The sequence below is a fragment of the Paracoccus sp. (in: a-proteobacteria) genome, assembly GCF_030538695.1.
Taxonomy (GTDB): Bacteria; Pseudomonadota; Alphaproteobacteria; order Rhodobacterales; family Rhodobacteraceae; genus Paracoccus.
Map to the genome: position 1 here is coordinate 1 of NZ_JAUNTN010000004.1, position 21,258 is coordinate 21,258.

The window sequence follows — 21,258 nt, forward strand, 5'->3', positions numbered from 1 at the left end:
CCGAAAATGCGGGGCGCCTCACCAAAGTATGGGAATATTATACCGGAGATGTATCGGATGGGTCGGGGGATATTCCCGCAACCGTTTGGTCCGCGACACCGCTTTACGTCAATGAAACATTGTATATCGGCACTCCTTTTTATCGCATTATAGCTCTTGATCCAGAGACCGGAACCGAAAAATGGACATTTGATTCAGGCTCCGAACTGAAACCCCTAACCCAACCTGACTTGAAAAACCGGGGGGTGACATATTGGCAGGCTGAACACATTATTGAAGGGCAGCCCTGTCAGAAGCGGGTCTATATCGGCACGATGGATTCGCACCTTTACTCTGTCGATGCAGACACTGGAAAACTTTGCACCGACTTTGCGAAAGACGGCGTTCTTTACGTCAACGAATGGAACAATCTGAATGCCGAATGGCCGCTATCGCTTTTGCAGCCGCCAACCGCCTACAAGGATATGCTTTTCGTCGGCTGGGCGGGCAAGGACTGGGCCTATGAGGTCGAATCCCCCGGCACCGTTTTCGCCATTGATGCGCGGACGGGTGAAAAGAGATGGGAGGTTGAATTTATTCCACCCGAGATCCGCGCCCGCACGGGAACCTCGAATGTTTGGGCTTCGATGTCAGTGGATGAGGAACGGGGCATTCTTTATCTTCCGGTGTCCTCGCCAAGCCCAAATTTCTGGGGTGGAAACCGGACCGATCCGATTCCTCTGGCCACTTCGGTTACGGCAGTCAATGCTGATACCGGCGAGATTATCTGGTCGCGTCAACTGGTGCACCATGATCTTTGGGATTTTGACACCAATTCACCGCCGACACTTGTTGATATTGTGAGGGATGGGCAAACGATTCCCGCATTGGTGCAGACCGGAAAACAGGGGATGTTGTATGTCCTGAATCGCGAAACGGGTGAACCGATCTTTGGCATCGAAGATCGTCCGGTTGCCAAATCAACCGCGCAGGGTGAGGTATCATCCCCGACCCAACCTTTTGCAATGATTCCTCCGCCAGTGCTTGATCTGGAAAACTGGCCCGGCGTCTGGCCTCTGGCTGATCTTATATCCTTTGGGGAATGCAGCCGGATGATAAAGGGCGCGCGTTACGATGGTGTTTTCACACCCCCATCCGAGGAAGGATCCATTCTTTATCCGGGCACGGTTGGCGGCGTCGAATGGGGCGGTGGCGCATTGGATCCGGCGACCAATATGTTTTACGTCAATGTGTCGCATGTCGTGCAGATTGTAACACTGATCCCACGAGAGGAATACACGCAGGATATTCAGCACATGCCGGGCCGCAGCGGGTTTTACCCGATGCAGGGCGCACCTTATGGGGTAAGCATCCAGTTGTTCTCCAACTCTCTTGGAATCCCATGTTGGAAACCGCCCTATGGCACCTTGCAGGCATATAACCTGAATACCGGGGAAAAACTATGGGAGCATCCCTTCGGCCTTTCGCAGCAATGGGGGTTTTATGGCCCGAAGTCCTGGGGCTCGCCCACGATCGGTGGCCCGGTTGCAACGGCGGGCGGGGTCTTGTTCATTGGTGCGACAATGGATGCAATGGTCCGCGCCATAGATATGAAGACCGGAAATGAGCTTTGGTCAGATATCGTCGCGGCACCCGCCGTCGCCATTCCCGCAGTTTATACGCATAAGGGACGGCAATATGTGGCATTCGTGGCCGGAGGAAACTCGATCCTGAAGCCGCAGGTCGGGGATCAGGTCGCGGTTTACGCATTGCCTAAATAACCATTGATGGGGCTTTCGGGCTCCATCAAGACACCGCAATCAGAACCGCGCATTATTGTCTGCCACGCTACATCATTTATTTATTGATACCATGATGGGCTGACTGAGGTTCCCAATCCCGGACAGGGTGCGGCCCTGAATCGCATAGTGGCACTTTATATCCTCCTGCGCGGGCGTCTCGATACGCCCGCGACGGGCAACCCGCGCAGCCAGCCAATCGGCCAGCTTTTGTGTCCGCCTTTCGCGCCTCAGCCCGTCTGGGAACCGTCGAGCAGGAAATCCCGCCCCTGCTCGCGTTTCAGCGAGACATGATATTCATATAGATCAGCACGATAGAGGATCTCGGCTGCATAGAAAGGGACCAGTTCAGCGTTCAAAAACAGCCGGTTGACCCCGCATCAGCGGCGCGTCGACCGGCACCTTCAAAAGCTGGGCTGCGCGGTCGTCGGCCAGCGTCGCGGTAAGAACCTGCTCCGCCTGTTCGACCACAACCCTTTCGCGTTGGACCAGGTCGATCATCGCGGTCGAGGCCAGGTCCTGACGCCGCAGCCCAGCACCGACCTCGGGCAGCAGATAGGCCATCGAAAGCGAATAGGGCCGCCGCCCCAGCGCCCGTATCCGAACCGAACGAACCAGTTCCGCCGTCGGTGAGACGCCCATCTGGGCGCAGATCCGCGGCGGGGCCTCGCCGCGATCAAGGCTGATAACCTTCAACCTGGTGCTTTGGTCAACGGTGTTGAGATAGCTGAACAGGCCGTTGATATTGGCGACAACGGCCCTGTTGAGCCGGGACTTTTCGGCGCGGTCGGTGACGAATGTGCCCTTGCCCCGGGTCCGGGTGACAAGCCCCTCGGTGGCCAGCATCTCCATGGCTTTTCTGGCGGTGATGCGGCTGACGGCAAAGCTCTCGGACAGTTCGGCCTCGGTCGGGACAGGCTGGTCCAGAGGGTAATAGCCATTGATGATCCGCTCGCGCATGACCGCATATATCCTGTGATAGAGCGGCGTCGGCGGGTTCATTTCGGTCATGTCGGCAGCCACCTCAGGAGGTCGAGAACATCTTCACTCGCCTCAAGAAATGGCAACGCATCGCCACCCGCACGACAGGTGCGGCGAGTTTTTCCTTTCCGCATCGGTATCGTGATAGCCGTCATGTTCTAGCATAGATACTGACGCGCATTGCGAAACGTCGGACTTAGCTTACGCTACGTCTATGCGCCGACAGAGTTGACTCCGTTATCCCACCCCACCCACATCCTTCGGCAGTTCTTCCAGAAACCCGGCTGTCAGTTGCCAGTTCTCGCCCTTGATGTCATGGACGATGGCCGAGCCGGGCCAGGTCAGCAGCGTCGGCACCACCAGCCCCACCCCCTTGCCCGAACGGGTCGGCGCGAAGCACAGCACATGTTCCGGCCCGTCATGGCGCAGATAATCGCGATCATAGCGGCCCAGAACCACGCCATCCTCGCCCAGAAGGCCGGCCTTGGCGATCTCGCCGCGTTCGGCCCAGCGGGCCGAGCCATAGGTCTCGACATTGCCCGCCTCACGCGCGCGCCAGACCGACATGCCGATGGCAACCGCGATGGCGACAAACCCGCCCGAGGCGGCGATGGCACCGCCGCGCATGAAGACCGCGGGCGCATAGGCCTCGAAGAAATACCACCACCAGAAGATCGCCGGCGGGTAATAGACCGGCCAGCCTTGCAGATGGAACCAGGCCTGACCAAGCTGCGGCTGAAAACCCAGCGCCCAGGCCACATATTGCGTCGCCGCCCATGTGGTGATGAGCACGATCAGAAAGACGGTGACGATCTGGCCCCAGAGGATCTTGGTGGCGGTCATGGCTGTTGCCCCTTTCGGCTGCGATTGAGCCGAGAGAGGGCGCGACGGCACCCTCTGGCAAGGACGATCCGGCACGCATCGCAAAGGAGCGTGGGAAAACAGGGGATGGCGTAGGGTGTTCAGCCGGGCGCAGCCTCGATACGAGATGTCCGGCCAACACCGCCAACCTTGAATTCACCGAGCTGGTTATTAAAGTATAACGATGTATCCCTTAATAACGGGTGGCGCTAATTAAAGGATCGTCCAAGATGGTGCAGGACAATCACAGGCTCGGAACGCTGGTCGAGACAAGTGCCGGTGGCGAGCGCGTACGCGCCTATGTTCCGGCGCCTCTCCCGCCCGACCCGCCGCTTGAGTTGGGGCCACTTATGGGGATTTACGAACGTGCCATCGCCGCTGTCGGCCGTCTGGACGGAGTTGCGACGATTCTGCCATCAACGCCACTGTTTCTCTATATGTATGTCCGCAAGGAAGCCCTGCTGTCATCACAGATCGAGGGCACGCAGTCCTCTCTGTCAGACCTGCTCCTGTTCGAAAATGACGAAGCGCCAACAGTCGGCATCGACGACGTGACCGAGGTGTCGAACTATGTCGCTGCAATCGAACATGGTGTCCGGCGGATGAAAGAGGGCTTTCCGCTGTCCCTGCGGCTGATCCGCGAGATGCACGCGATCCTGCTCAAATCCGGACGGGGCGCAACCAGGCAACCGGGTGCGTTCCGCCGCTCACAAAACTGGATCGGTGGCACACGTCCGGGCAATGCCCTGTTCGTGCCTCCTCCGCCCAACCACCTCGACGGCTGCCTCGACGCGCTGGAGCGGTTTTTGCACAGTGAGAGCCCGTCGCTGCCGCCCCTGATCCGGGCAGGTCTTGCCCATGTCCAGTTCGAGACGATCCACCCCTTTCTCGACGGCAACGGACGTTTGGGGCGGCTGCTGATCACATTGATCCTGTGCGAGGCGGGCATTCTGCGCGAGCCGATCCTGTATCTCAGCCTGTTCCTGAAGGCACGGCGCGACGAATATTACCGGCTCCTGCAGGAGGTGCGGCAGGAAGGGACCTGGGAAACCTGGCTGGAGTTCTTTCTGACAGGCGTTGCCGAGACCGCCGAACAGGCAACCGCGACAGCACGCGATCTCATCGCATTGTTTGAGACCCATCGCGGGACGATCAGCGGGCTTGGCCGCGCGGCGGCAACGGCATTGCGTGTCCATGATCTGATGCAGGCTCGCCCGATCGTGACCATTCAGACCGTCTCCGACAACCTTGGCATTTCCTTCCCCACAGCCAGCACGGCCCTCGAAAATCTCACCACGGTCGGCGTGCTGAGGGAAACGACCGGCCGGCAGCGCGGCAGGATCTATGCCTATTCCGATTACCTGTCCCTGCTGGACAAAGGCACCGATCCATTGCCGGGGTGATCCTGCGCCCCAGCTCACAACCCCAGCCCGCGCTTGCGGCCAAGGCTCCATTCGATCCCGCCGCTTTCGCGTATGGTCCCGCTGACGGTCTGCCCCAGCCGTTTCTCGATCTCGCGCGACCATGGCACGAGGCGGAAGCCGAGGCCGCCATCCGGCCCGGTGCCTTCGATCATTGCATAGCGCCCCGAGGCGAGGTTCAGGCGGCGGCGACAGAGGCCTTTGACCTGCTCACCCGCCCCGGCGCGCGGCAGGGCGGCCTGTCCGGTCTCGGCCGCAAGCCTCGCGCTGACCTTGCCGGGCCGGATGCGGAATTCATGTTCGTGATCGCTCATCTGCCCGTTTTTCCTCTTTTGAGCGCCCTGTACCAGAAACACCTTTGAGATCATGGATGAAACTTCAGATCGCGGCACGCGATCCGACCGTCCGGCCCGCAAAAAGCCGTTGCGCAGCAAGGGGATGCCGGGCGCGCGTGCCGCGCCTTTTATCTCGCCCTCCCCTTCCGCACGCGCGCCACCCCAGATCCCGCTGCAATCTAAGACCATCCGCGCCATCAGAACCTGCCCGCCGAAGACCAAGCTGCGCAGCCGCATCGCCTCACCGCCGCGCTCGTCCGCCGCAGGCTGGACGACGCGCGGGTGGCGCGTGCAACCTCTCACCCGCGCGCAGATCGCGCCCGAATTGCGCGGCGACAGCCGTCGCAAGAGGCGTGTGGGGCGCAGCGGCACGGCAGCGCGATAGCAGCCGAAACGAAAAAGGGCCGCAACCGCCTTCAGGCTCAAGAGCATAAAGCCGCTCGCCGATGTTAGCATATGGCTCCGCTATGACGTCGTTGGGCCGATCCCCAAGGCTGGTGGCTGACATGACGGGTTCGCCCATCGTGCTGACCCGGGCCGACTAGGCGAATGCACCGGATATCTGGAGCGGCACGGTGTCGGGCAAAGACCTCGGCGCTGATATTTCAGTGGCGCTCTATACTACCGATCAACTCGGTGTCGGTCCCGGTCTGCACACGCATCCCTATGACGAGATCTTTGTCATTCGGGAAGGTCGTGCGCTGTTTACCATCGACGGACGGGAGATCGTGGCGACGAAAGGCCACGTTCTGCGCGCACCTGCCGGAGTCTGGCATAAATTCCACAATCTTGGTCCGAGCGTCCTTGAGACGATGGACATACACCTGGCCCCGGAAATTACCGTGACCTGGGCAGAAACGGAACCGGATGAAACGGCGGGCACCAAGCCCTACCCTCAGCATAACCCAATCCCGACTGTGACGGCCATTGCGGCGATCTCATCGGGTGCTACCGCACGTCATCGGCCCGATTTTGACGGCGGAGCCATTCAATTTCTATTGAGAGATGGCGCACCCGAGAGGATTCGAACCTCTGGCCTCTGCCTTCGGAGGGCAGCGCTCTATCCAGCTGAGCTACGGGTGCCTGTTGGGGCTTTTACGCGGGGTTGGCGTGGGGTGCAAGGGTTGGTCGGCAGGGTCAGGCGAAAAGTTCGTGGCAGAATTGCAGGGCGTCGATCAGCGCGTCCACCTCGGCACGGGTGTTGTAAAGTCCAAAGGACGCCCGCGCGGTTGCGGTCAGGCCATAGAACTGCATCAGCGGCATGGCGCAATGGCTGCCCGCCCGCACGGCAATGCCGCGCTTGTCCAGAATCGTGGCAATGTCATGGGCATGAGCGCCCTGCATCGTCATCGAGAAAATTGCACCCTTATCCGGCGCATCGCCCTGAATCTGCAACCAATTCAGGCTGCGCAACCGCGCACGGGCATAGTCGCGCAGGTCACGCTCATGCGCGGCGATATTGCCCATGCCAAGGCCCATCATATAGTCCAGCGCCGCGCCAAGGCCGATCTGGTTCACGATCCCCGGCGTGCCGGCCTCGAACCGCAAGGGCGGGTCGGCATAGGTGACGGTATCACGAGAGACCTCTCGGATCATGTCGCCACCGCCCATGAAGGGGCGCATTTCCTCTTGCCGGGCGCGGCTGATCCAGATTGCGCCGGACCCCGAGGGGCCATAGAGCTTATGCCCGGTAATCGCATAGAAATCGCAGCCAATCGCCGCCACATCCACCGGCATATGCACAGCCGCCTGACTGCCATCGACCAACAGCGGCACGTCGGTGCCTCGCGCCACCGCGGCCACATCAACCACGGTTCCGGTGACGTTCGACATGTGGGTTAGCGTAATAAGCCGGGTGCGGGGCGTTACCGCCGCCAGAACCTTTTCCGGCGGCAGGCTGCCATCGGGTTCAGGTTCGACCCATTTCAGCACCACGCCCTGACGCTCGCGCAGGAAATGCCACGGCACGATATTGGCGTGATGTTCCAGCACCGACAGGACGATCTCATCGCCGGGCTGCAAGTGCGGCGCGGCCCAGGCATAGCTGACCAGATTAAGCCCCTCGGTCGCGCCGGAGGTCATCACGACTTCCTCGGCATCCGGGGCGTTCAGGAACCGGGCAATGATCCCCCGGACCGATTCATAACGCTCGGTCGCAAGGTTGGACAGAAAGTGCAAGCCACGGTGAACATTAGCATATTCCTGCTCATAGGCTTGGGTGATTGCGTCGATCACCACACGGGGCTTTTGCGCACTGGCGCCATTATCCAGATAGACCAGAGGCCGACCGTTCACCTGCCGCGACAGGATCGGAAAATCGGTGCGGACAGCATCAAGATCATACATCAGACAGCCCCCTGCGGCATTGGCAACAGCCCAAAGCTGGCGGCCAGCATCGACAGCGCCATGCCGACCAGCATCAGCGTGGCGAACATGCATAGCATGGTCAGGAACACGCTGCGGAACCCATGCAAGGCGCGGGTGAACTGCACCGCCAGATAGATAAAGCCGATCATCGCCGCGACCCCCAGCAGCGTCGCAATAGCCGGGAACAGCAGCATCAGCACCACCTGAACCGCCTGCACACCCGTCAGCAGCAGTTCGACCCAGGCCACAATCAGCAGCGCATCGGCAAAGCTGCCACGGCCGCCAAAAAGCTGGCCGACCCGCGCCATCAGAAAGGCGCTGCCCGCCATTCCGACAAGCTGGATCGCCGCCAGCCGCAGGGGTTGCGCGGTCATGCGGGCGATCAGCGTGTCCACCTCGACCGGGAACAACCGCGAGGCCGCCCATGACAGGATCGAGGACAGCGCCACGGTCAGGAACAGCCCCATCCAGCGGGTTTCCATCGGCAGGTTCAACGCCTGAAGCCGACGCAGCGCCATGGCCGGGTTACGGACTGTCAGCACCGCCAGATCACGCAGATTCTCAGCCAAAGTCATCGTTTCTCTGACAGAGCCAGCAGCCCCGCCCCCCAGATTACAAGAAATCCGATTGCTGCCACCCCCCGTGCCAGCACGGTCGCGGTGCTTTCGCCCACGATCCCCGAGGCCAGCCCCGCAAACAACAGCGCCGGGCTGGCCGCCAGCAGCGCCCAAAACAGCGCCAGCCGGGCGTGACGCAGCGCCAGAGGACGGCCAAACAGCCGCATCACCACGCCCGACAGCCAAGCCAGAATGTAAAAGACAACCGGCGCGATAAAGAACAGCACCATCGCCACGCCCGCAAGCCGTTGCGCCGTGGTCATCGACGGGTCCAGCCCCGCCAGCCGCGCCTGACCGGGGGCCAGCGACACGAACAGCAACAGCAGCGCAATCATCAGCACTGCAAAAATCCCGCCCTCGGGCATGGCGGAAAGGCCGCGCACAACCTTTCGGGGCGCGACCCAGCTTTGCATCACACGGGGCAGCAGCCCCTGCTGCGGGCTTAGCCGCTGTGGCGTGTCAGCCATGTTTCCAGCCGATCCGAGATCTGCTCACGCAGGGTCTCATCCTCGATTTCCTCCAGCGTATCAGCAAGGAAGGACAGCACCAACAGCACAATCGCCCGATCCTTCGGCACCCCGCGCGAGCGCAGATAGAACAGCGCCCCCTCGTCAATCGCGCCTGTGGTCGAACCGTGGCTGCATTTCACGTCATCGGCATAGATTTCCAGCTCGGGCTTGCCAAGGAACTGGCTGCCTTCGTCCAGCAAAAGCGCCTGGCTGATCTGATAGCCGTCGGTTTTCTGCGCACCAGGCTTGACCAGAATCTTGCCCTGAAACACACCGACCGCGCCGTTCTTCAGCACCTTTTTGAACACCTGACGGCTTTCGCAACGCTCGGCGGCATGGGTGATGAACACGGTGTCGTCGTGGTGGAACTCGCTTTCCGCCGCATCGCCAAGCACGGCTGCCGCAACATGGGCCACCCCGTCATCGCCATTCAGCCAGACCACCGATTCGTTGCGCATCATCAGCCCGTCCGCCGTCAGCGCAAAGCTCTTGAACAGCGATTCGGCCCCCAGACGCGCAAAGATATGGGCCACCGATACGCGGTCATGTTCCGCCCGCATGGCGGTCAGGTGGTGCAGCCTGCCGGTATCTGCGATGTCAGCCTCGATCACGCTGTTGAACCGCGCGCCAGAACTGCCGGTTTCCAGAACTGTCGCCTCGGCGCCCGGCTCAACACGGATCACATGATGCCAGATTGGGTCCGCTGCCGGATCAGCACGGCGGTGGATAATATGGATCGGACGCGCAGGCTTGCCGGTCACGCGGATCAGCAGCCCATCCTGCGCCGCCGCCGTGTTCAGCGTCGCCAGCGGGCGGGCGACGGGGGCCTGCCCCTCGGCCTCCAGCGTGCCATAGAGCGCATCAGCCCATGCCGCACCCTGCGCCAGCGTGGCGATTTCAGCCCCATCCAGCACCAGCGGGTCCGAGGCCGCAGCGTCGAAACGCCCGTCCACGAACACCAGCCGCAGCCGGTTCAGCCCCTCGAACAGCACCCCATCCGCGGCGGCAGTCGCCGCGACAGGCGCAGGCTGCGCCGCGTTCAGCGCCGCCGGGTTGGTGTAAAGCCAATATTCGTCGCGCGGATGCGGCAGGCCCATCGCCGCCAGCCGGTCCCGTGCGGCAGCCTGCGCCGGACCACCTTCGGGCAGGTTCAGCGCCGCCAGCCGGGTTTTCAGCGCCTGCTGACGCTGCTCGGCCCGCGAATCGGTGCGGGAAGCGCCGTCCATCAGCCGACCTCCGCCAGAATATCGGCATAGCCGTTCTTTTCGACCTCCAGCGCCAACTCCGGGCCGCCGGATTTAATGATCCGGCCATCGGCCATAATATGCACGACGTCGGGCTTAATATGGTCCAGAAGGCGCTGATAATGGGTAATCACCAGAAAAGCCCGGTCAGGCGAACGCAGCGCATTCACGCCTTCGGACACCAGACGCATGGCATCCACATCAAGTCCTGAATCGGTTTCATCCAGAATGCACATGCGCGGTTCCAGCATCGTCATTTGCAGGATCTCATTGCGCTTTTTCTCGCCACCCGAAAAGCCGACGTTAACCGGGCGTTTCAGCATATCGGCATCAATTTGTAAATCCTTGGCCTTGGCGCGGACCAGTTTCAGGAAATCACCGGCCGAGATTTCATCTTCACCGCGCAATTTGCGCTGCGCATTCAGCGCGGTGCGCAGAAATGTCAGATTTCCAACACCGGGGATTTCAACCGGATATTGGAACGCCAGAAACAAGCCAGCGGCGGCGCGTTCTTCAGGTTCCATATCCAGCAGGTTTTCACCATTCAGCGTGGCCGAACCTTCGGTCACTTCGTAACCATCACGGCCCGACAGAACATAAGAGGTCGTCGATTTCCCCGAGCCATTCGGCCCCATGATCGCATGAACCTGACCGGCGGGAACCTCAAGCGACAGACCTTTCAGGATCTGCTTGTCCTCGTCTTCCAGTTTGACGTGCAGGTTTTCAATTTTCAGCATGATCGGCCCTTATTCGACGGTGACTGCGGTGCCGGATGCAGACACCATCAGCATGTTGTTAATGACCTCGTAATCGAGGTCGATTCCGACAATCGCGTTCCCGCCCAAAGCAGCGGCGCGGTTGGACATTTCATCAAGAGCGGTCTGCCGCGCCCCGGCCAGCACATTCTCGTAAGAGCCAGCGCGCCCGCCCACGATGTCACGGATGCCCGCAAAAATGTCGCGGAAGATATTTGCGCCCAGAATCGTCTCGCCCGTGACGATGCCATGATAGGCTTCGATGCGGCGCCCTTCGATTCCGGGGGTCGTGGTCAGGATCATCCGACGCTTCCTTCAAGGCTGATGGCAACAAGGCTTTGTGCCTCCATCGCAAATTCCATCGGCAGGGCCTGCAAAACCTCTTTGGCAAAACCATTCACGATAACAGCGACCGCCTGTTCTTCATCCATCCCACGCGACCGGCAATAGAAAAGCTGGTCATCGTCAACCTTGCTGGTCGTCGCCTCATGCTCAACGCGGCTGCTGGTGTTTTTAACCTCGATATAAGGCACGGTATGCGCGCCGCATTTATCCCCGATCAGCAGGCTGTCGCATTGGGTATAATTGCGACTGTCGGTCGCGCGCGGGTGCATTGAAACCAGCCCACGATAGGTATTCTGCGCCCGTCCCGCTGAAATCCCCTTGGACACGATACGCGAGCGCGTATTTTTACCAAGGTGGACCATTTTCGTTCCAGTATCGGCCTGCTGCGCATTATTGGCGATGGCGATGGAATAAAACTCGCCCTGCGAATCGTCGCCGCGCAAAATGCAGGACGGATATTTCCAGGTAATCGCAGAGCCGGTTTCAACCTGCGTCCACATCACCTTTGACCGTGGCCCGCGACAATCAGCACGCTTGGTCACGAAATTATAGATCCCGCCTTTGCCCTCCTCATCACCGGGGAACCAGTTCTGAACGGTCGAGTATTTCACCTCGGCATCGTCCAGAATAACAATCTCGACCACGGCTGCGTGCAATTGCGCGGTGTCGCGTTTGGGTGCCGTGCAGCCTTCAAGATAGCTGACATAGCTGCCTTTATCGGCAATAATCAGCGTGCGTTCAAATTGCCCAGTGTTTTCGGCGTTAATACGGAAATAGGTGGACAGCTCCATCGGGCAGCGCGTATTCGGCGGGATATATACAAACGACCCATCCGAGAAAACCGCACTGTTCAGCGTGGCAAAGAAATTATCCGACTGCGGAACAACGCTGCCAAGATATTTCTGCACCAGTTCGGGATAGTCGCGGATCGCCTCGGAAATCGGGCAAAAGATCACCCCCGCCTTGGCCAGTTCTTCCTTAAACGTCGTGCCGACGCTGACGGAATCGAACACCGCGTCAACGGCAACCTTGCGACCTTCGGCGGGAGCCTGATCCGCGCCCTCAACCCCGGCAAGGATCATCTGCTCCTTCAGCGGAATCCCCAGCTTTTCATAGGTTGCCAGCAGTTTCGGGTCCACCTCATCCAGCGACTTCGGCTTTTGCGCCATGCTTTTCGGGCGGGCATAATAATACTGATCCTGATAATCAATTTCAGGATAGTTCAGCATCGCCCATTTCGGTTCGGTCATCATTTGCCAACGACGAAACGCGGCCAGACGCCACTCCAGCATCCATTCCGGTTCGCCATTCTTTTCCGAGATCAGCCGGATAATATCTTCGTTAATGCCCTTGGGGGCATATTCCATCTCGATCTCGGTATCCCAGCCGTATTTATAGCTGCCCATATTGACAACGGTCTCGACCGTTTCCCGGTCAACGCCCTCGCGCACCTCAAGATCGGGAGTGCTGTTCATGTCTCGTCCTTCCTGGGGCCGGGTCAGCCCCGGCCATTCCTGTCGCGCCAGCGTGAATACGCTGATTCCCACGCATCCGCAAATCGGTTCACCTGATCGACCCCCAAAGAAGGGCTTATCGAAACCCGCATCGCCGATTGCGCCTGCTGATCGGTAAACCCCATCGCCTGCAAAGTTCCGCTGGCCCGCACCTTGCCTGATGAGCAGGCCGAACCGGCAGAGATGGCGAAACCGGCCAGATCCATCTGCATGACCTGCGTTTCGCCCTTCCAGCCTGATGTAAGGATGCAAGAGGTGTTCGGCAAGCGCGGGCTGTCCTTGCCCGCAATCATCAGGCCGGGCGCAGCATCCAGAAGTCGCGCCTCCAGCCCGTCGCGCAGGGCGGCGACCTGATCCCACAACCCATTGTTCAGGTCACGGATCGCCGCTGTCGCCGCCGCTGCGAAGCCCATGATGCCGGTCAGGTTTTCTGTCCCACCCCGGCGGCCCTGCTCCTGCCCGCCGCCCCGGATCAGCGGCGGCACCTCGGTGCCTTTGCGCAGGATCAGCGCACCAATGCCCTTTGGCCCGCCCAGCTTATGCGCGCTAACAAATCCCGCCGTGACGCCCAACCAGTTGAAAGCCATGGGGATTTTTCCAAACGCCTGCGTCAGATCGCTGGAGGCCAGCCCATCCGGCAAGGTCTGGATCACCCCGGTTTCGTTATTCGCCAGTTGCAGCGTCGTGCGTCCCGGATCAGCAACCGCGACCAGCCCGCCCGCATCCACCGGCAGGCTGACATCGCACCACGCCTTGACGGCCGAATGTTCGACCGCCGCGCAGGAAATCCCCTGCCCCGCCAACACCATCGCCGCCGCCTCGGTTGTGCCAGAGGTGAAAATCACATCCGCCCCATCCGCGCCAAGCGCCGTGGCGATCTGTTCGCGGGCGCGTTCCAGCGCCATCTTGGCGGCCCGCCCCTCGGCATGAACGGATGAAGGGTTGCCGACCATTTCCATCGCCTCGGCCATTGCGGCCTTGGCCTCGGGGCGCAACGGCGTGGTGGCGTTCCAATCAAGATAAACGCGGCTCATAGCGCCCCCGCGATGCGACTGGCCAGACGGCGGGCGACCTCATCCTTGCCCATGCGCGGCCAGTCCTCGACCCCCTCGCCCGTGACCAGATGCACGGCATTTTCCGTGCCGCCCATGATCCCGGTTTCGGGGCTGACATCATTGGCCACGATCCAGTCGCAGCCCTTGCGGCGACGCTTGGCCAGCGCGTTCGGCACCACGTCATTTGTTTCCGCCGCAAAGCCGACCACCAGACCGGGGCGGTCCTGATCCAACTGGCTGATCCAGGCCAAAATGTCCGGGTTTTCCGTCATTTCCAGCGCCGGAGGCTGGCCGCTGCCGTCCTTCTTCATCTTGCGATCGCTGGCATTTATGATCCGCCAATCAGCCACCGCCGCCGCCATCACCGCCACATCCGCAGGCAGCGCGGCCTGAACCGCATCACGCATCTGGCGGGCGGTCTGAACGCGGATCACCTCGACCCCATCCGGGGGCGGCACATCCGCCGGGCCGGTGATAAAACTGACCCGTGCGCCAAGATCCCGCAATGCCGCCGCAATCGCCGTCCCCTGCGCTCCGCTGGATCGGTTGGCGATATAGCGCACCGGGTCGATCGGTTCATGCGTGGGGCCGGAGGTCACCAGCACATGCCGCCCCGTCAGCGGCAGCGAGACCGCAGATTCCGGCGGCAGGCGCAATGGCTGCACCGGACGCAGCGCGGTGCGAATGGCCTGCATGATGGTTTCCGGCTCGGCCATGCGGCCCGGCCCGTATTCGCCGCAGGCCATGTCGCCCTCATCAGGACCGACAGTCAGGATGCCATCACCGCGCAGCGTCTCCAGATTACGTTGCGTCGCCGGGTGCTGCCACATGCGCACATTCATCGCGGGCGCAATCAGCACCGCCTTATTGCTGGCCAGCAACAGGGTCGAGGCCAGATCATCCGCCTGTCCCTGCGCCATTTTCGCCATCAGATCAGCGGTTGCGGGCGCGACCACCACCAGATCGGCATTGCGGGTCAGTTGGATATGGCCGATCTCGGCCTCTTTGGTGATGTCGAACAGATCGTCATGGACAGGTTCCCCGGCCAGCACGGAAAGCGTCATCGGCGTGACGAACTGCGCCCCCGCCCGCGTCAGCACCGGCGTGACCGCCACCCCTTCGCGGCGCAAGGCCCGGATCAGCTCGGGCACCTTAAAGGCCGCGATACCGCCACCCACGATCAACAGAATACGGCTTCCCTGCATGGCAGCCTCCACGATTGTTTCGCGCATGGATAGGCATTTGGGCAGCGCGGAGCAAGAAAACCAGCGCGCATTAACCATTTTCTAACCTTTTGAGCCTATCCCTGCCGGAAAGGACGGGGTGAATATGGTCGCAATCGGGCATACGGTTGCCTTCGACGGGATCGAGGCGCGGCTGATTGAGGTTCAGGCACAGGTTTCGGCGGGGTTGCCGGGTTTCGCCATCGTTGGCCTGCCCGACAAGGCGGTATCCGAGGCCCGCGAACGGGTGCGCGGCGCGTTTCAGGCCATGTCGGTGGCCATGCCCTCGCGCAAAGTCACGGTGAACCTGTCCCCCGCCGACATGCCGAAAGAAGGGTCGCATTTCGACCTGCCCATCGCGCTGGCGGTGCTGGCCGCGCTGGAGGTGATTCCCCCCGACACCATCGAACAGGTGGTGGCGCTAGGCGAGTTGTCGCTGGACGGGCGCATCGTCGCGGTGGCCGGCGCCCTGCCCGCAACGGTTGCGGCAGCGGAACAGGACAGAATGTTGATCTGCCCCGCCAGTTGCGGTGCCGAAGCCGCGTGGATCGAACGGGTGCCGGTCTTCGCCCCCGCCACCCTGCGCGAAGCCGTTGAACATCTGACCGGCCGCGCACATCTCAGCCGCGCCCGGCCCGGTCAGGTTCAGACCCCGCCGCGCCTGACCGACATGGCCGAGGTCAAGGGCCAGGAACGCGCCAAGCGGGCGTTGGAAATCGCCGCCGCCGGGCGTCACCACCTGCTGATGATCGGCCCGCCCGGCGCGGGAAAATCCATGCTGGCGGCACGCCTTCCCGGCCTTTTGCCACCGCTGACCCCTGCCGAGGCACTGGAAACCTCGATGATCCATTCGCTTGCCGGGCTGCTGGACGATGGCGGCATCTCTCGCACGGCACCGTTCCGCGAACCGCATCATACGGCCTCGACCCCGGCGCTGGTCGGCGGCGGGCGCGGGGCGAAACCCGGCGAAATCAGCCTTGCGCATAATGGTGTGCTGTTTCTGGATGAGTTGCCCGAGTTTCCCAAACAGGCACTGGAAACCCTGCGCCAGCCGATCGAGACCGGGGAAATTGTCATCTCACGCGCCAATGCTCACAGCCGCTATCCCTGCCGGTTCCTGCTGGTGGCGGCGGCGAACCCCTGCCGCTGCGGGCATCTGGCAGACGCAAATCGCGCCTGCAACCGGGCGCCAGCCTGCGGGGCAGATTATCTGGGGCGGCTGTCAGGGCCGCTGATGGACCGTTTCGACCTGCGCATCGAATTGCCGCCCGTGCGGGTTGCGGACCTCGATTTGCCGGCCGCGGGTGAACCATCAGCCAGCATCGCCGCACGGGTGGCACAGGCACGCGCGGTTCAGGCCAAACGCTTTCACGACCACCCGCAAATTCGCACCAATGCCGAAGCCAGCGGCCGTGTGCTGGAGGAAATCGCTACCCCCGACGCCGAAGGCCGCACCATGCTGCTGAAAGCCGCTGACCGCTTCGGCCTGACCGCACGGGGCTATCACCGCGTCCTGCGCGTCGCCCGCACCATCGCAGATCTGGACCACACGCCGGACATCCGCCCGCCGCATATCGCTGAGGCGTTAAGCTATCGGCTGGTGACGCTGCCGGGGGGATAATGAGGTGCTTATTTCGAATATCATCAATTCTTTGCGTTCGATTTTTAATGCAATATCGACAACAGAACAAACAGGACGCAAAGAAAAACAGCATGGCGACCAAGCCGCCATGCTGCCATGTCATTCATCACCGGGACGTTTGCCCGGCCCGGTCAGTCTGCCGCGCGGGTTACCGCCGGGGCGGTGCGGCGGGCGCGCAGTTCCTCGGCCACCAGGAACGCCAGCTCCAGCGACTGACTGGCGTTCAGGCGCGGATCGCAGGCGGTGTGATAGCGGTTGGACAGGTCTTCATCCGTTACCGCCCGCACGCCGCCGGTGCATTCGGTCACATCCTTGCCGGTCATCTCGAAATGCACACCGCCGGGGATGGTGCCTTCCGCCGCATGAATGGCGAAAAAGTCGCGCACCTCTTGCAGCACCTTCTCGAACGGGCGGGTTTTATAGCCCGAGGCCGATTTGATCGTATTGCCGTGCATCGGATCACAGGACCAGACGACCTGCGCCCCTTCGGACTGAACCGCGCGGATCAGGCGCGGCAGATGCTCGCCCGAGGCCCCGGCACCGAACCGCGCGATCAGCGTCAGGCGGCCCGGCTCATTTTCCGGGTTCAGCTTCCAGATCAACGCCTTGAGGTCGTCATCGCTGATCGAGGGGCCGCATTTCAAGCCGATCGGGTTCTGCACGCCACGGCAGAACTCGACATGGGCGCCATCCACCTGCCGGGTGCGATCCCCGATCCACAGCATATGCCCCGACCCTGCAACCGGCAGCCCCGTGGTCGAATCGACCCGCGCCAGCGCCTGTTCATATTCCAGCAGCAAAGCCTCATGGCTGGTGTAGAAATCCACCGTGCCAAGGTCATGCGCAGTTTCCGCCGTTACCCCGGCAGCGCGCATGAAGGCCATCGCATCGCTGATCCGGTCCGCAATATCCCGATACCGCTGCGCTTCGGGGCCTGAGGTAAAGTCCGCGATCCAGCTTTGCACCCGCTGAATATCGGCATAACCGCCGGTCGAAAACGCCCGCAGCAGGTTCAGCGAGGCCGCCGCCTGCGTATAGGCCGCCAGCATCCGCTGCGGGTCAGGCACGCGGGCATCGGCAGTAAAGTCGAACCCGTTGATGATGTCGCCACGATAAGACGGCAACTCAACCCCGCCCGCGGTTTCGGTCGGGGCGCTGCGCGGCTTGGCGAACTGCCCGGCCATACGGCCCACCTTGACCACCGGAAGCTGCGCGCCCCAGGTCAGCACCACGGCCATTTGCAGCAGCACCTTGAAGGTGTCGCGGATATTATCGGCGGAAAACTCGGCAAAACTTTCGGCGCAATCGCCGCCTTGCAGCAGAAACGCCCGACCGGCAGCGGCATCAGCCAGTTGCGCTTTCAGCCGCCGCGCCTCACCTGCGAACACCAGCGGCGGAAAACGGTTCAGTTGCGCCTCGACGGCGTTCAGCGCCTGCGCATCGGGATAATCCGGCATCTGCACGCGCGGATAAGCGCGCCAGCCGGCCTTGTCCCAGGATTGCGGCGCGGTGTGCTGGCTCTGCGTCATCGGATCATCCTTTCGATGCGTGGTTATTGTCCGGCGTTTATAGGGTTTCACGCCGCCAAGGGAAAGACTGCCGAAAAGCTTGGCAGACAGGTCAGTCAACATGACCGGAATTGTTCGCAAGACGACCAAGACGCTTTCCTTTTGCGGAAACCCGCCTAAACTGATCCGCAGGACTTCCGGTCCAACAAGGGAGAAAAACATGAAGAAACTGTTGATGGCTTCGGCGGCAAGCATTGCTCTGGCAGGCACCACGATGGCCGAGGAAATCAAGGTTGGCGTCAATCTGGCCTTTACCGGCCCGCTGGAATCCATGGCCCCGGCCATGACCGCCGCCGCTGAAACCGCCTTCAAAGAGATCAATGATTCCGGCAAGCTGCTGGACGGCGTAACCGTCGTGCCGGTGCGGGCGGATACCACCTGTATCGACGCTGCGGCCGCCGTGGCCGCCGCCGAACGCATCGTCAGCAGCGAAGGCGTCAAGGCACTGGTCGGCGGGCAATGCTCGGGCGAGACCATCGCCACGCTGGAACGGGTCGCAGTGCCGAACGGGGTGATGATGGTGTCACCTTCGGCGACCTCTCCGGCGCTTACGTCGATCAGCGATAACGGGCTGTTCTTCCGCACCTCGCCTTCGGATGCGCGTCAGGGTGAAGTGCTGGCCGATATTGCCATTGGTCAGGGGCTGACCTCGGCGGCGATCACTTATACCAACAACGACTATGGCAAGGGGCTGGCCGACAGCTTTGCGCAGGCGTTCGAGGCCAAGGGCGGCAAGGTCACGCTGTCGGCAGCCCATGACGACGGCAAGGCCGACTATTCGGCCGAGGTCGCGGCGCTGGCGGCGGCGGGTGGCGATACGCTGTTCGTGGCCGGCTATGTCGATCAGGGTGGCTCGGGCGTGACCCGCGCGGCGCTGGATACCGGGGCTTTCGACAAGTTCATCTTTGCCGATGGTATGATCGGAGAAGAACTGGTCAACCGCTTTGGCAGCGAGGTCGATGGCTCTATCGGCATCCAACCCGCCGCTGATGGCGAAGGCACGGCGCGTTTCGCGGAAATCGCGCAGGCCGCCGGGTTCAACCCGACTTCGGCCTATGCGGGCGAAACCTATGACGCCGCCGCGCTGCTGCTTTTGTCGATTCAGGCCGCTGGTTCCTATGACCCGGCACTGATGAAGGAAAAGGTGATGGAAATTGCCAACGGCCCCGGCGAGCCGATCCTGCCGGGCGAGCTTGGCAAGGCACTGGAGCTGCTGAAAGAGGGCAAGCCCATCGACTATGTGGGGGCGACCTCGGTCAACCTGATCGAGCCGGGTGAAAGCGCGGGCAGCTTCCGCGAAAGCACCATCAAGGACGGCAAACTGGAAGTCGTGACCTATCACTGACAACGACTTTTACGGCCCGGCTCCGGTCGGGCCGCTCGCCAACAAACCAAATCATAACAAAAGCCTGTCAAGCATAGCTTAGCAGGATAAGACAGGGTTGGACATGATCGAAGTCCATGACTTGCATAAACATTTCGGCGGGTTCCGCGCGGTTGATGGCGCTTCACTGCGGATCGAGACCGGCAGCATCACCGGGCTGATCGGTCCCAATGGCGCGGGCAAAACGACGCTGTTCAACGTCATTGCCGGGGTGTTGAAACCGACATCGGGCCGGGTGGTCATGGATGGCGAGGACATCACCGGCCTGCCCCCGCACAGGTTGTTTCACAAGGGGCTGCTGCGCACCTTTCAGTTAAGCCACGAGTTTGGCAGCATGACCTCGCGCGAGAATCTGATGATGGTGCCGGGCGGTCAGGCCGGGGAAAGCCTGTGGAACACATGGTTCGGCCGCAAGCGCATCGCCAATGAAGAACGCGCCCTGCGCGCCAAAGCCGATGAAGTGCTGGAGTTTCTGACCATTTCCCATGTGGCGGATGAAAAGGCCGGGAACCTCTCGGGCGGTCAGAAAAAGCTGCTGGAACTGGGCCGCACGATGATGGTGGACGCCAAGATCGTGTTTCTGGATGAGGTCGGTGCGGGCGTAAACCGCACCCTTCTGATGACCATTGCCGATGCCATCACCCGGCTGAACAAGGAACGCGGCTATACTTTCTGCGTGATCGAGCATGACATGGATTTTATTGGCAAGCTCTGCGATCCGGTAATCGTCATGGCCGCCGGAAACGTGCTGGCCGAAGGCCCCGCCGATGCGATCATGCAAAACGAAGCCGTGATCGAGGCCTATCTTGGCACCGGCCTGAAGAACAAGGAAGCGGTATGAGCGCAACATTCGATCCCCGCGGCAACAAGGACGCATCCGTTACCCGCGCCGGCCCGCCCTCGGAAATCGACCCCACCCGCCGCAGTGGCCCCGTCGGGCCGGGCCGCGAGGGCGACCCGTTCCTGATCGGAGAGGCCATGACCGGCGGTTATGGCAAGGCCGATATTCTGAACAATTGCACGATTTCGGTTGATAAAGGCCAGATCGGGGTGATCGTCGGTCCCAATGGCGCGGGCAAATCCACCGCGATGAAGGCGATTTTCGGGATGCTGAACCTGCGTCAGGGCAGCGTGCGTCTTGGCGGGCGTGACATCTCGGCGCTGAACCCGCAGGATCGGGTCAAGGCGGGCATGGGGTTCGTGCCGCAGACCCATAATATTTTCCCGACCATGACGGTCGAGGAAAACCTTGAAATGGGGGCATTTATCCGCAACGATGATTATCGCCAGACCATCGAACAGGTCTATGAGCTGTTCCCCGCCGTGGCCGAAAAGCGCCGCCAGAACGCGGGCGAGTTGTCCGGCGGTCAGCGCCAGCAGGTCGCCGTGGGGCGGGCGCTGATGACGCGGCCCAGCCTGTTGATGCTGGACGAACCGACCGCAGGCGTCAGCCCCATCGTCATGGACGAGCTGTTCGACCGCATTATCGAGGTCGCCCGCACCGGCATCTGCATCCTGATGGTGGAACAGAACGCCAAACAGGCGCTGAACATCGCAGACATCGGCTATGTGCTGGTGCAGGGCGCCAATGCTTATACCGGCACCGGCGCAGAACTGATGGCCGATCCCGAAGTCCGCCGCACTTTCCTGGGGGGCTGA

18 protein-coding genes, 1 tRNA gene and 2 pseudogenes are annotated in these 21,258 nt (G+C 61.6%); 7 read left to right on the forward strand and 14 right to left on the reverse strand.

Features of this window, described 5'->3' with window-relative positions; translation table 11 throughout:
- Positions 1 to 1,760 (forward strand): PQQ-binding-like beta-propeller repeat protein (locus Q4G24_RS02680; protein ID WP_303364964.1); only part of this gene is annotated, 1,760 nt, incomplete at its 5' end.
- A gap of 366 nt (positions 1,761 to 2,126) precedes the next feature.
- Here the strand turns inward: Q4G24_RS02680 and Q4G24_RS02685 are convergent.
- Together Q4G24_RS02685 and Q4G24_RS02690 are read right to left on the reverse strand one after the other, a co-directional pair.
- Positions 2,127 to 2,789: a GntR family transcriptional regulator gene (locus Q4G24_RS02685; protein WP_368660920.1), complete on the reverse strand. Its 663-nt coding sequence runs from the start codon at positions 2,787 to 2,789 to the stop codon at positions 2,127 to 2,129.
- 246 nt (positions 2,790 to 3,035) lie between these two features.
- Positions 3,036 to 3,602 (reverse strand): annotated as a pseudogene (locus tag Q4G24_RS02690) (type IV secretory system conjugative DNA transfer family protein); the annotation flags it as partial.
- A gap of 248 nt (positions 3,603 to 3,850) precedes the next feature.
- On the opposite strand from Q4G24_RS02690, the gene Q4G24_RS02695 reads away from it, so the two are divergent.
- Positions 3,851 to 5,023 carry a Fic family protein gene (locus Q4G24_RS02695; RefSeq protein WP_303364965.1) on the forward strand — a complete coding sequence of 391 codons (1,173 nt, stop codon included), beginning with the start codon at positions 3,851 to 3,853 and terminating at the stop codon, positions 5,021 to 5,023.
- A gap of 14 nt (positions 5,024 to 5,037) precedes the next feature.
- On the opposite strand, the gene Q4G24_RS02700 is transcribed toward Q4G24_RS02695, so the two are convergent.
- On the reverse strand, positions 5,038 to 5,832 hold the full coding sequence (locus tag Q4G24_RS02700) for a DUF3363 domain-containing protein (protein ID WP_303364966.1): 795 nt from the start codon (positions 5,830 to 5,832) through the stop codon (positions 5,038 to 5,040).
- Positions 5,833 to 5,984: 152 nt separating this feature from the next.
- Between Q4G24_RS02700 and Q4G24_RS16610 the strand changes: the two are divergent.
- Positions 5,985 to 6,200: pseudogene (locus Q4G24_RS16610) on the forward strand (cupin domain-containing protein); the annotation flags it as partial.
- A 182-nt stretch (positions 6,201 to 6,382) separates the two neighbouring features.
- Here Q4G24_RS16610 and Q4G24_RS02705 read toward each other — a convergent pair.
- The 10 genes from Q4G24_RS02705 to coaBC all read right to left on the reverse strand — a co-directional run bounded on the left by Q4G24_RS02705 (position 6,383) and on the right by coaBC (position 14,987).
- Positions 6,383 to 6,459: transfer RNA gene (locus Q4G24_RS02705), tRNA-Arg, on the reverse strand.
- A gap of 54 nt (positions 6,460 to 6,513) precedes the next feature.
- Complete coding sequence (locus Q4G24_RS02710; RefSeq protein ID WP_303364967.1) at positions 6,514 to 7,722, reverse strand: cysteine desulfurase; 1,209 nt, start codon at positions 7,720 to 7,722, stop codon at positions 6,514 to 6,516.
- Positions 7,722 to 8,318 (reverse strand): YIP1 family protein, encoded by a 597-nt coding sequence (locus Q4G24_RS02715; protein ID WP_303364968.1) that lies wholly within the window; start codon positions 8,316 to 8,318, stop codon positions 7,722 to 7,724. The genes Q4G24_RS02710 and Q4G24_RS02715 overlap by 1 nt, the downstream gene beginning before the upstream one ends.
- Positions 8,315 to 8,827 carry a hypothetical protein gene (locus tag Q4G24_RS02720; RefSeq protein ID WP_303364969.1) on the reverse strand — a complete coding sequence of 171 codons (513 nt, stop codon included), beginning with the start codon at positions 8,825 to 8,827 and terminating at the stop codon, positions 8,315 to 8,317. The genes Q4G24_RS02715 and Q4G24_RS02720 overlap by 4 nt, the downstream gene beginning before the upstream one ends.
- The gene (locus Q4G24_RS02725; protein WP_303364970.1) at positions 8,803 to 10,095 is read right to left on the reverse strand and encodes a SufD family Fe-S cluster assembly protein; all 1,293 of its coding nucleotides are present in this window, start codon (positions 10,093 to 10,095) and stop codon (positions 8,803 to 8,805) included. Before Q4G24_RS02725 ends, Q4G24_RS02720 begins: the two co-directional genes overlap by 25 nt.
- Positions 10,095 to 10,850, reverse strand: a complete 756-nt coding sequence (sufC, locus tag Q4G24_RS02730; RefSeq protein ID WP_303364971.1) for a Fe-S cluster assembly ATPase SufC — start codon at positions 10,848 to 10,850, stop codon at positions 10,095 to 10,097. Before sufC ends, Q4G24_RS02725 begins: the two co-directional genes overlap by 1 nt.
- Before the next feature lie 9 nt (positions 10,851 to 10,859).
- The gene (locus tag Q4G24_RS02735; RefSeq protein WP_303364972.1) at positions 10,860 to 11,171 is read right to left on the reverse strand and encodes a heavy metal-binding domain-containing protein; all 312 of its coding nucleotides are present in this window, start codon (positions 11,169 to 11,171) and stop codon (positions 10,860 to 10,862) included.
- On the reverse strand, positions 11,168 to 12,688 hold the full coding sequence (gene sufB, locus Q4G24_RS02740) for a Fe-S cluster assembly protein SufB (RefSeq protein WP_303364973.1): 1,521 nt from the start codon (positions 12,686 to 12,688) through the stop codon (positions 11,168 to 11,170). Before sufB ends, Q4G24_RS02735 begins: the two co-directional genes overlap by 4 nt.
- Positions 12,689 to 12,711: 23 nt before the next feature.
- Complete coding sequence (locus tag Q4G24_RS02745; protein ID WP_303364974.1) at positions 12,712 to 13,761, reverse strand: cysteine desulfurase family protein; 1,050 nt, start codon at positions 13,759 to 13,761, stop codon at positions 12,712 to 12,714.
- Positions 13,758 to 14,987 (reverse strand): bifunctional phosphopantothenoylcysteine decarboxylase/phosphopantothenate--cysteine ligase CoaBC, encoded by a 1,230-nt coding sequence (coaBC, locus tag Q4G24_RS02750; RefSeq protein WP_303365113.1) that lies wholly within the window; start codon positions 14,985 to 14,987, stop codon positions 13,758 to 13,760. Before coaBC ends, Q4G24_RS02745 begins: the two co-directional genes overlap by 4 nt.
- 124 nt (positions 14,988 to 15,111) lie before the next feature.
- On the opposite strand from coaBC, the gene Q4G24_RS02755 reads away from it, so the two are divergent.
- Positions 15,112 to 16,626 carry a YifB family Mg chelatase-like AAA ATPase gene (locus Q4G24_RS02755; protein WP_303365114.1) on the forward strand — a complete coding sequence of 505 codons (1,515 nt, stop codon included), beginning with the start codon at positions 15,112 to 15,114 and terminating at the stop codon, positions 16,624 to 16,626.
- 152 nt (positions 16,627 to 16,778) lie between these two features.
- On the opposite strand, the gene Q4G24_RS02760 is transcribed toward Q4G24_RS02755, so the two are convergent.
- Positions 16,779 to 18,176: a class II 3-deoxy-7-phosphoheptulonate synthase gene (locus Q4G24_RS02760; protein ID WP_303364975.1), complete on the reverse strand. Its 1,398-nt coding sequence runs from the start codon at positions 18,174 to 18,176 to the stop codon at positions 16,779 to 16,781.
- Between the two features lie 199 nt (positions 18,177 to 18,375).
- Here Q4G24_RS02760 and Q4G24_RS02765 point away from each other — a divergent pair, with 199 nt between their 5' ends.
- The 3 genes from Q4G24_RS02765 (at position 18,376) to Q4G24_RS02775 (ending at position 21,258) form a co-directional block, all read left to right on the forward strand.
- Positions 18,376 to 19,560, forward strand: coding sequence for an ABC transporter substrate-binding protein (locus Q4G24_RS02765; RefSeq protein ID WP_303364976.1), 1,185 nt, complete (start codon positions 18,376 to 18,378; stop codon positions 19,558 to 19,560).
- 103 nt (positions 19,561 to 19,663) lie between these two features.
- Positions 19,664 to 20,440 carry an ABC transporter ATP-binding protein gene (locus tag Q4G24_RS02770; RefSeq protein WP_303364977.1) on the forward strand — a complete coding sequence of 259 codons (777 nt, stop codon included), beginning with the start codon at positions 19,664 to 19,666 and terminating at the stop codon, positions 20,438 to 20,440.
- Complete coding sequence (locus Q4G24_RS02775) at positions 20,437 to 21,258, forward strand: ABC transporter ATP-binding protein (protein WP_303364978.1); 822 nt, start codon at positions 20,437 to 20,439, stop codon at positions 21,256 to 21,258. The genes Q4G24_RS02770 and Q4G24_RS02775 overlap by 4 nt, the downstream gene beginning before the upstream one ends.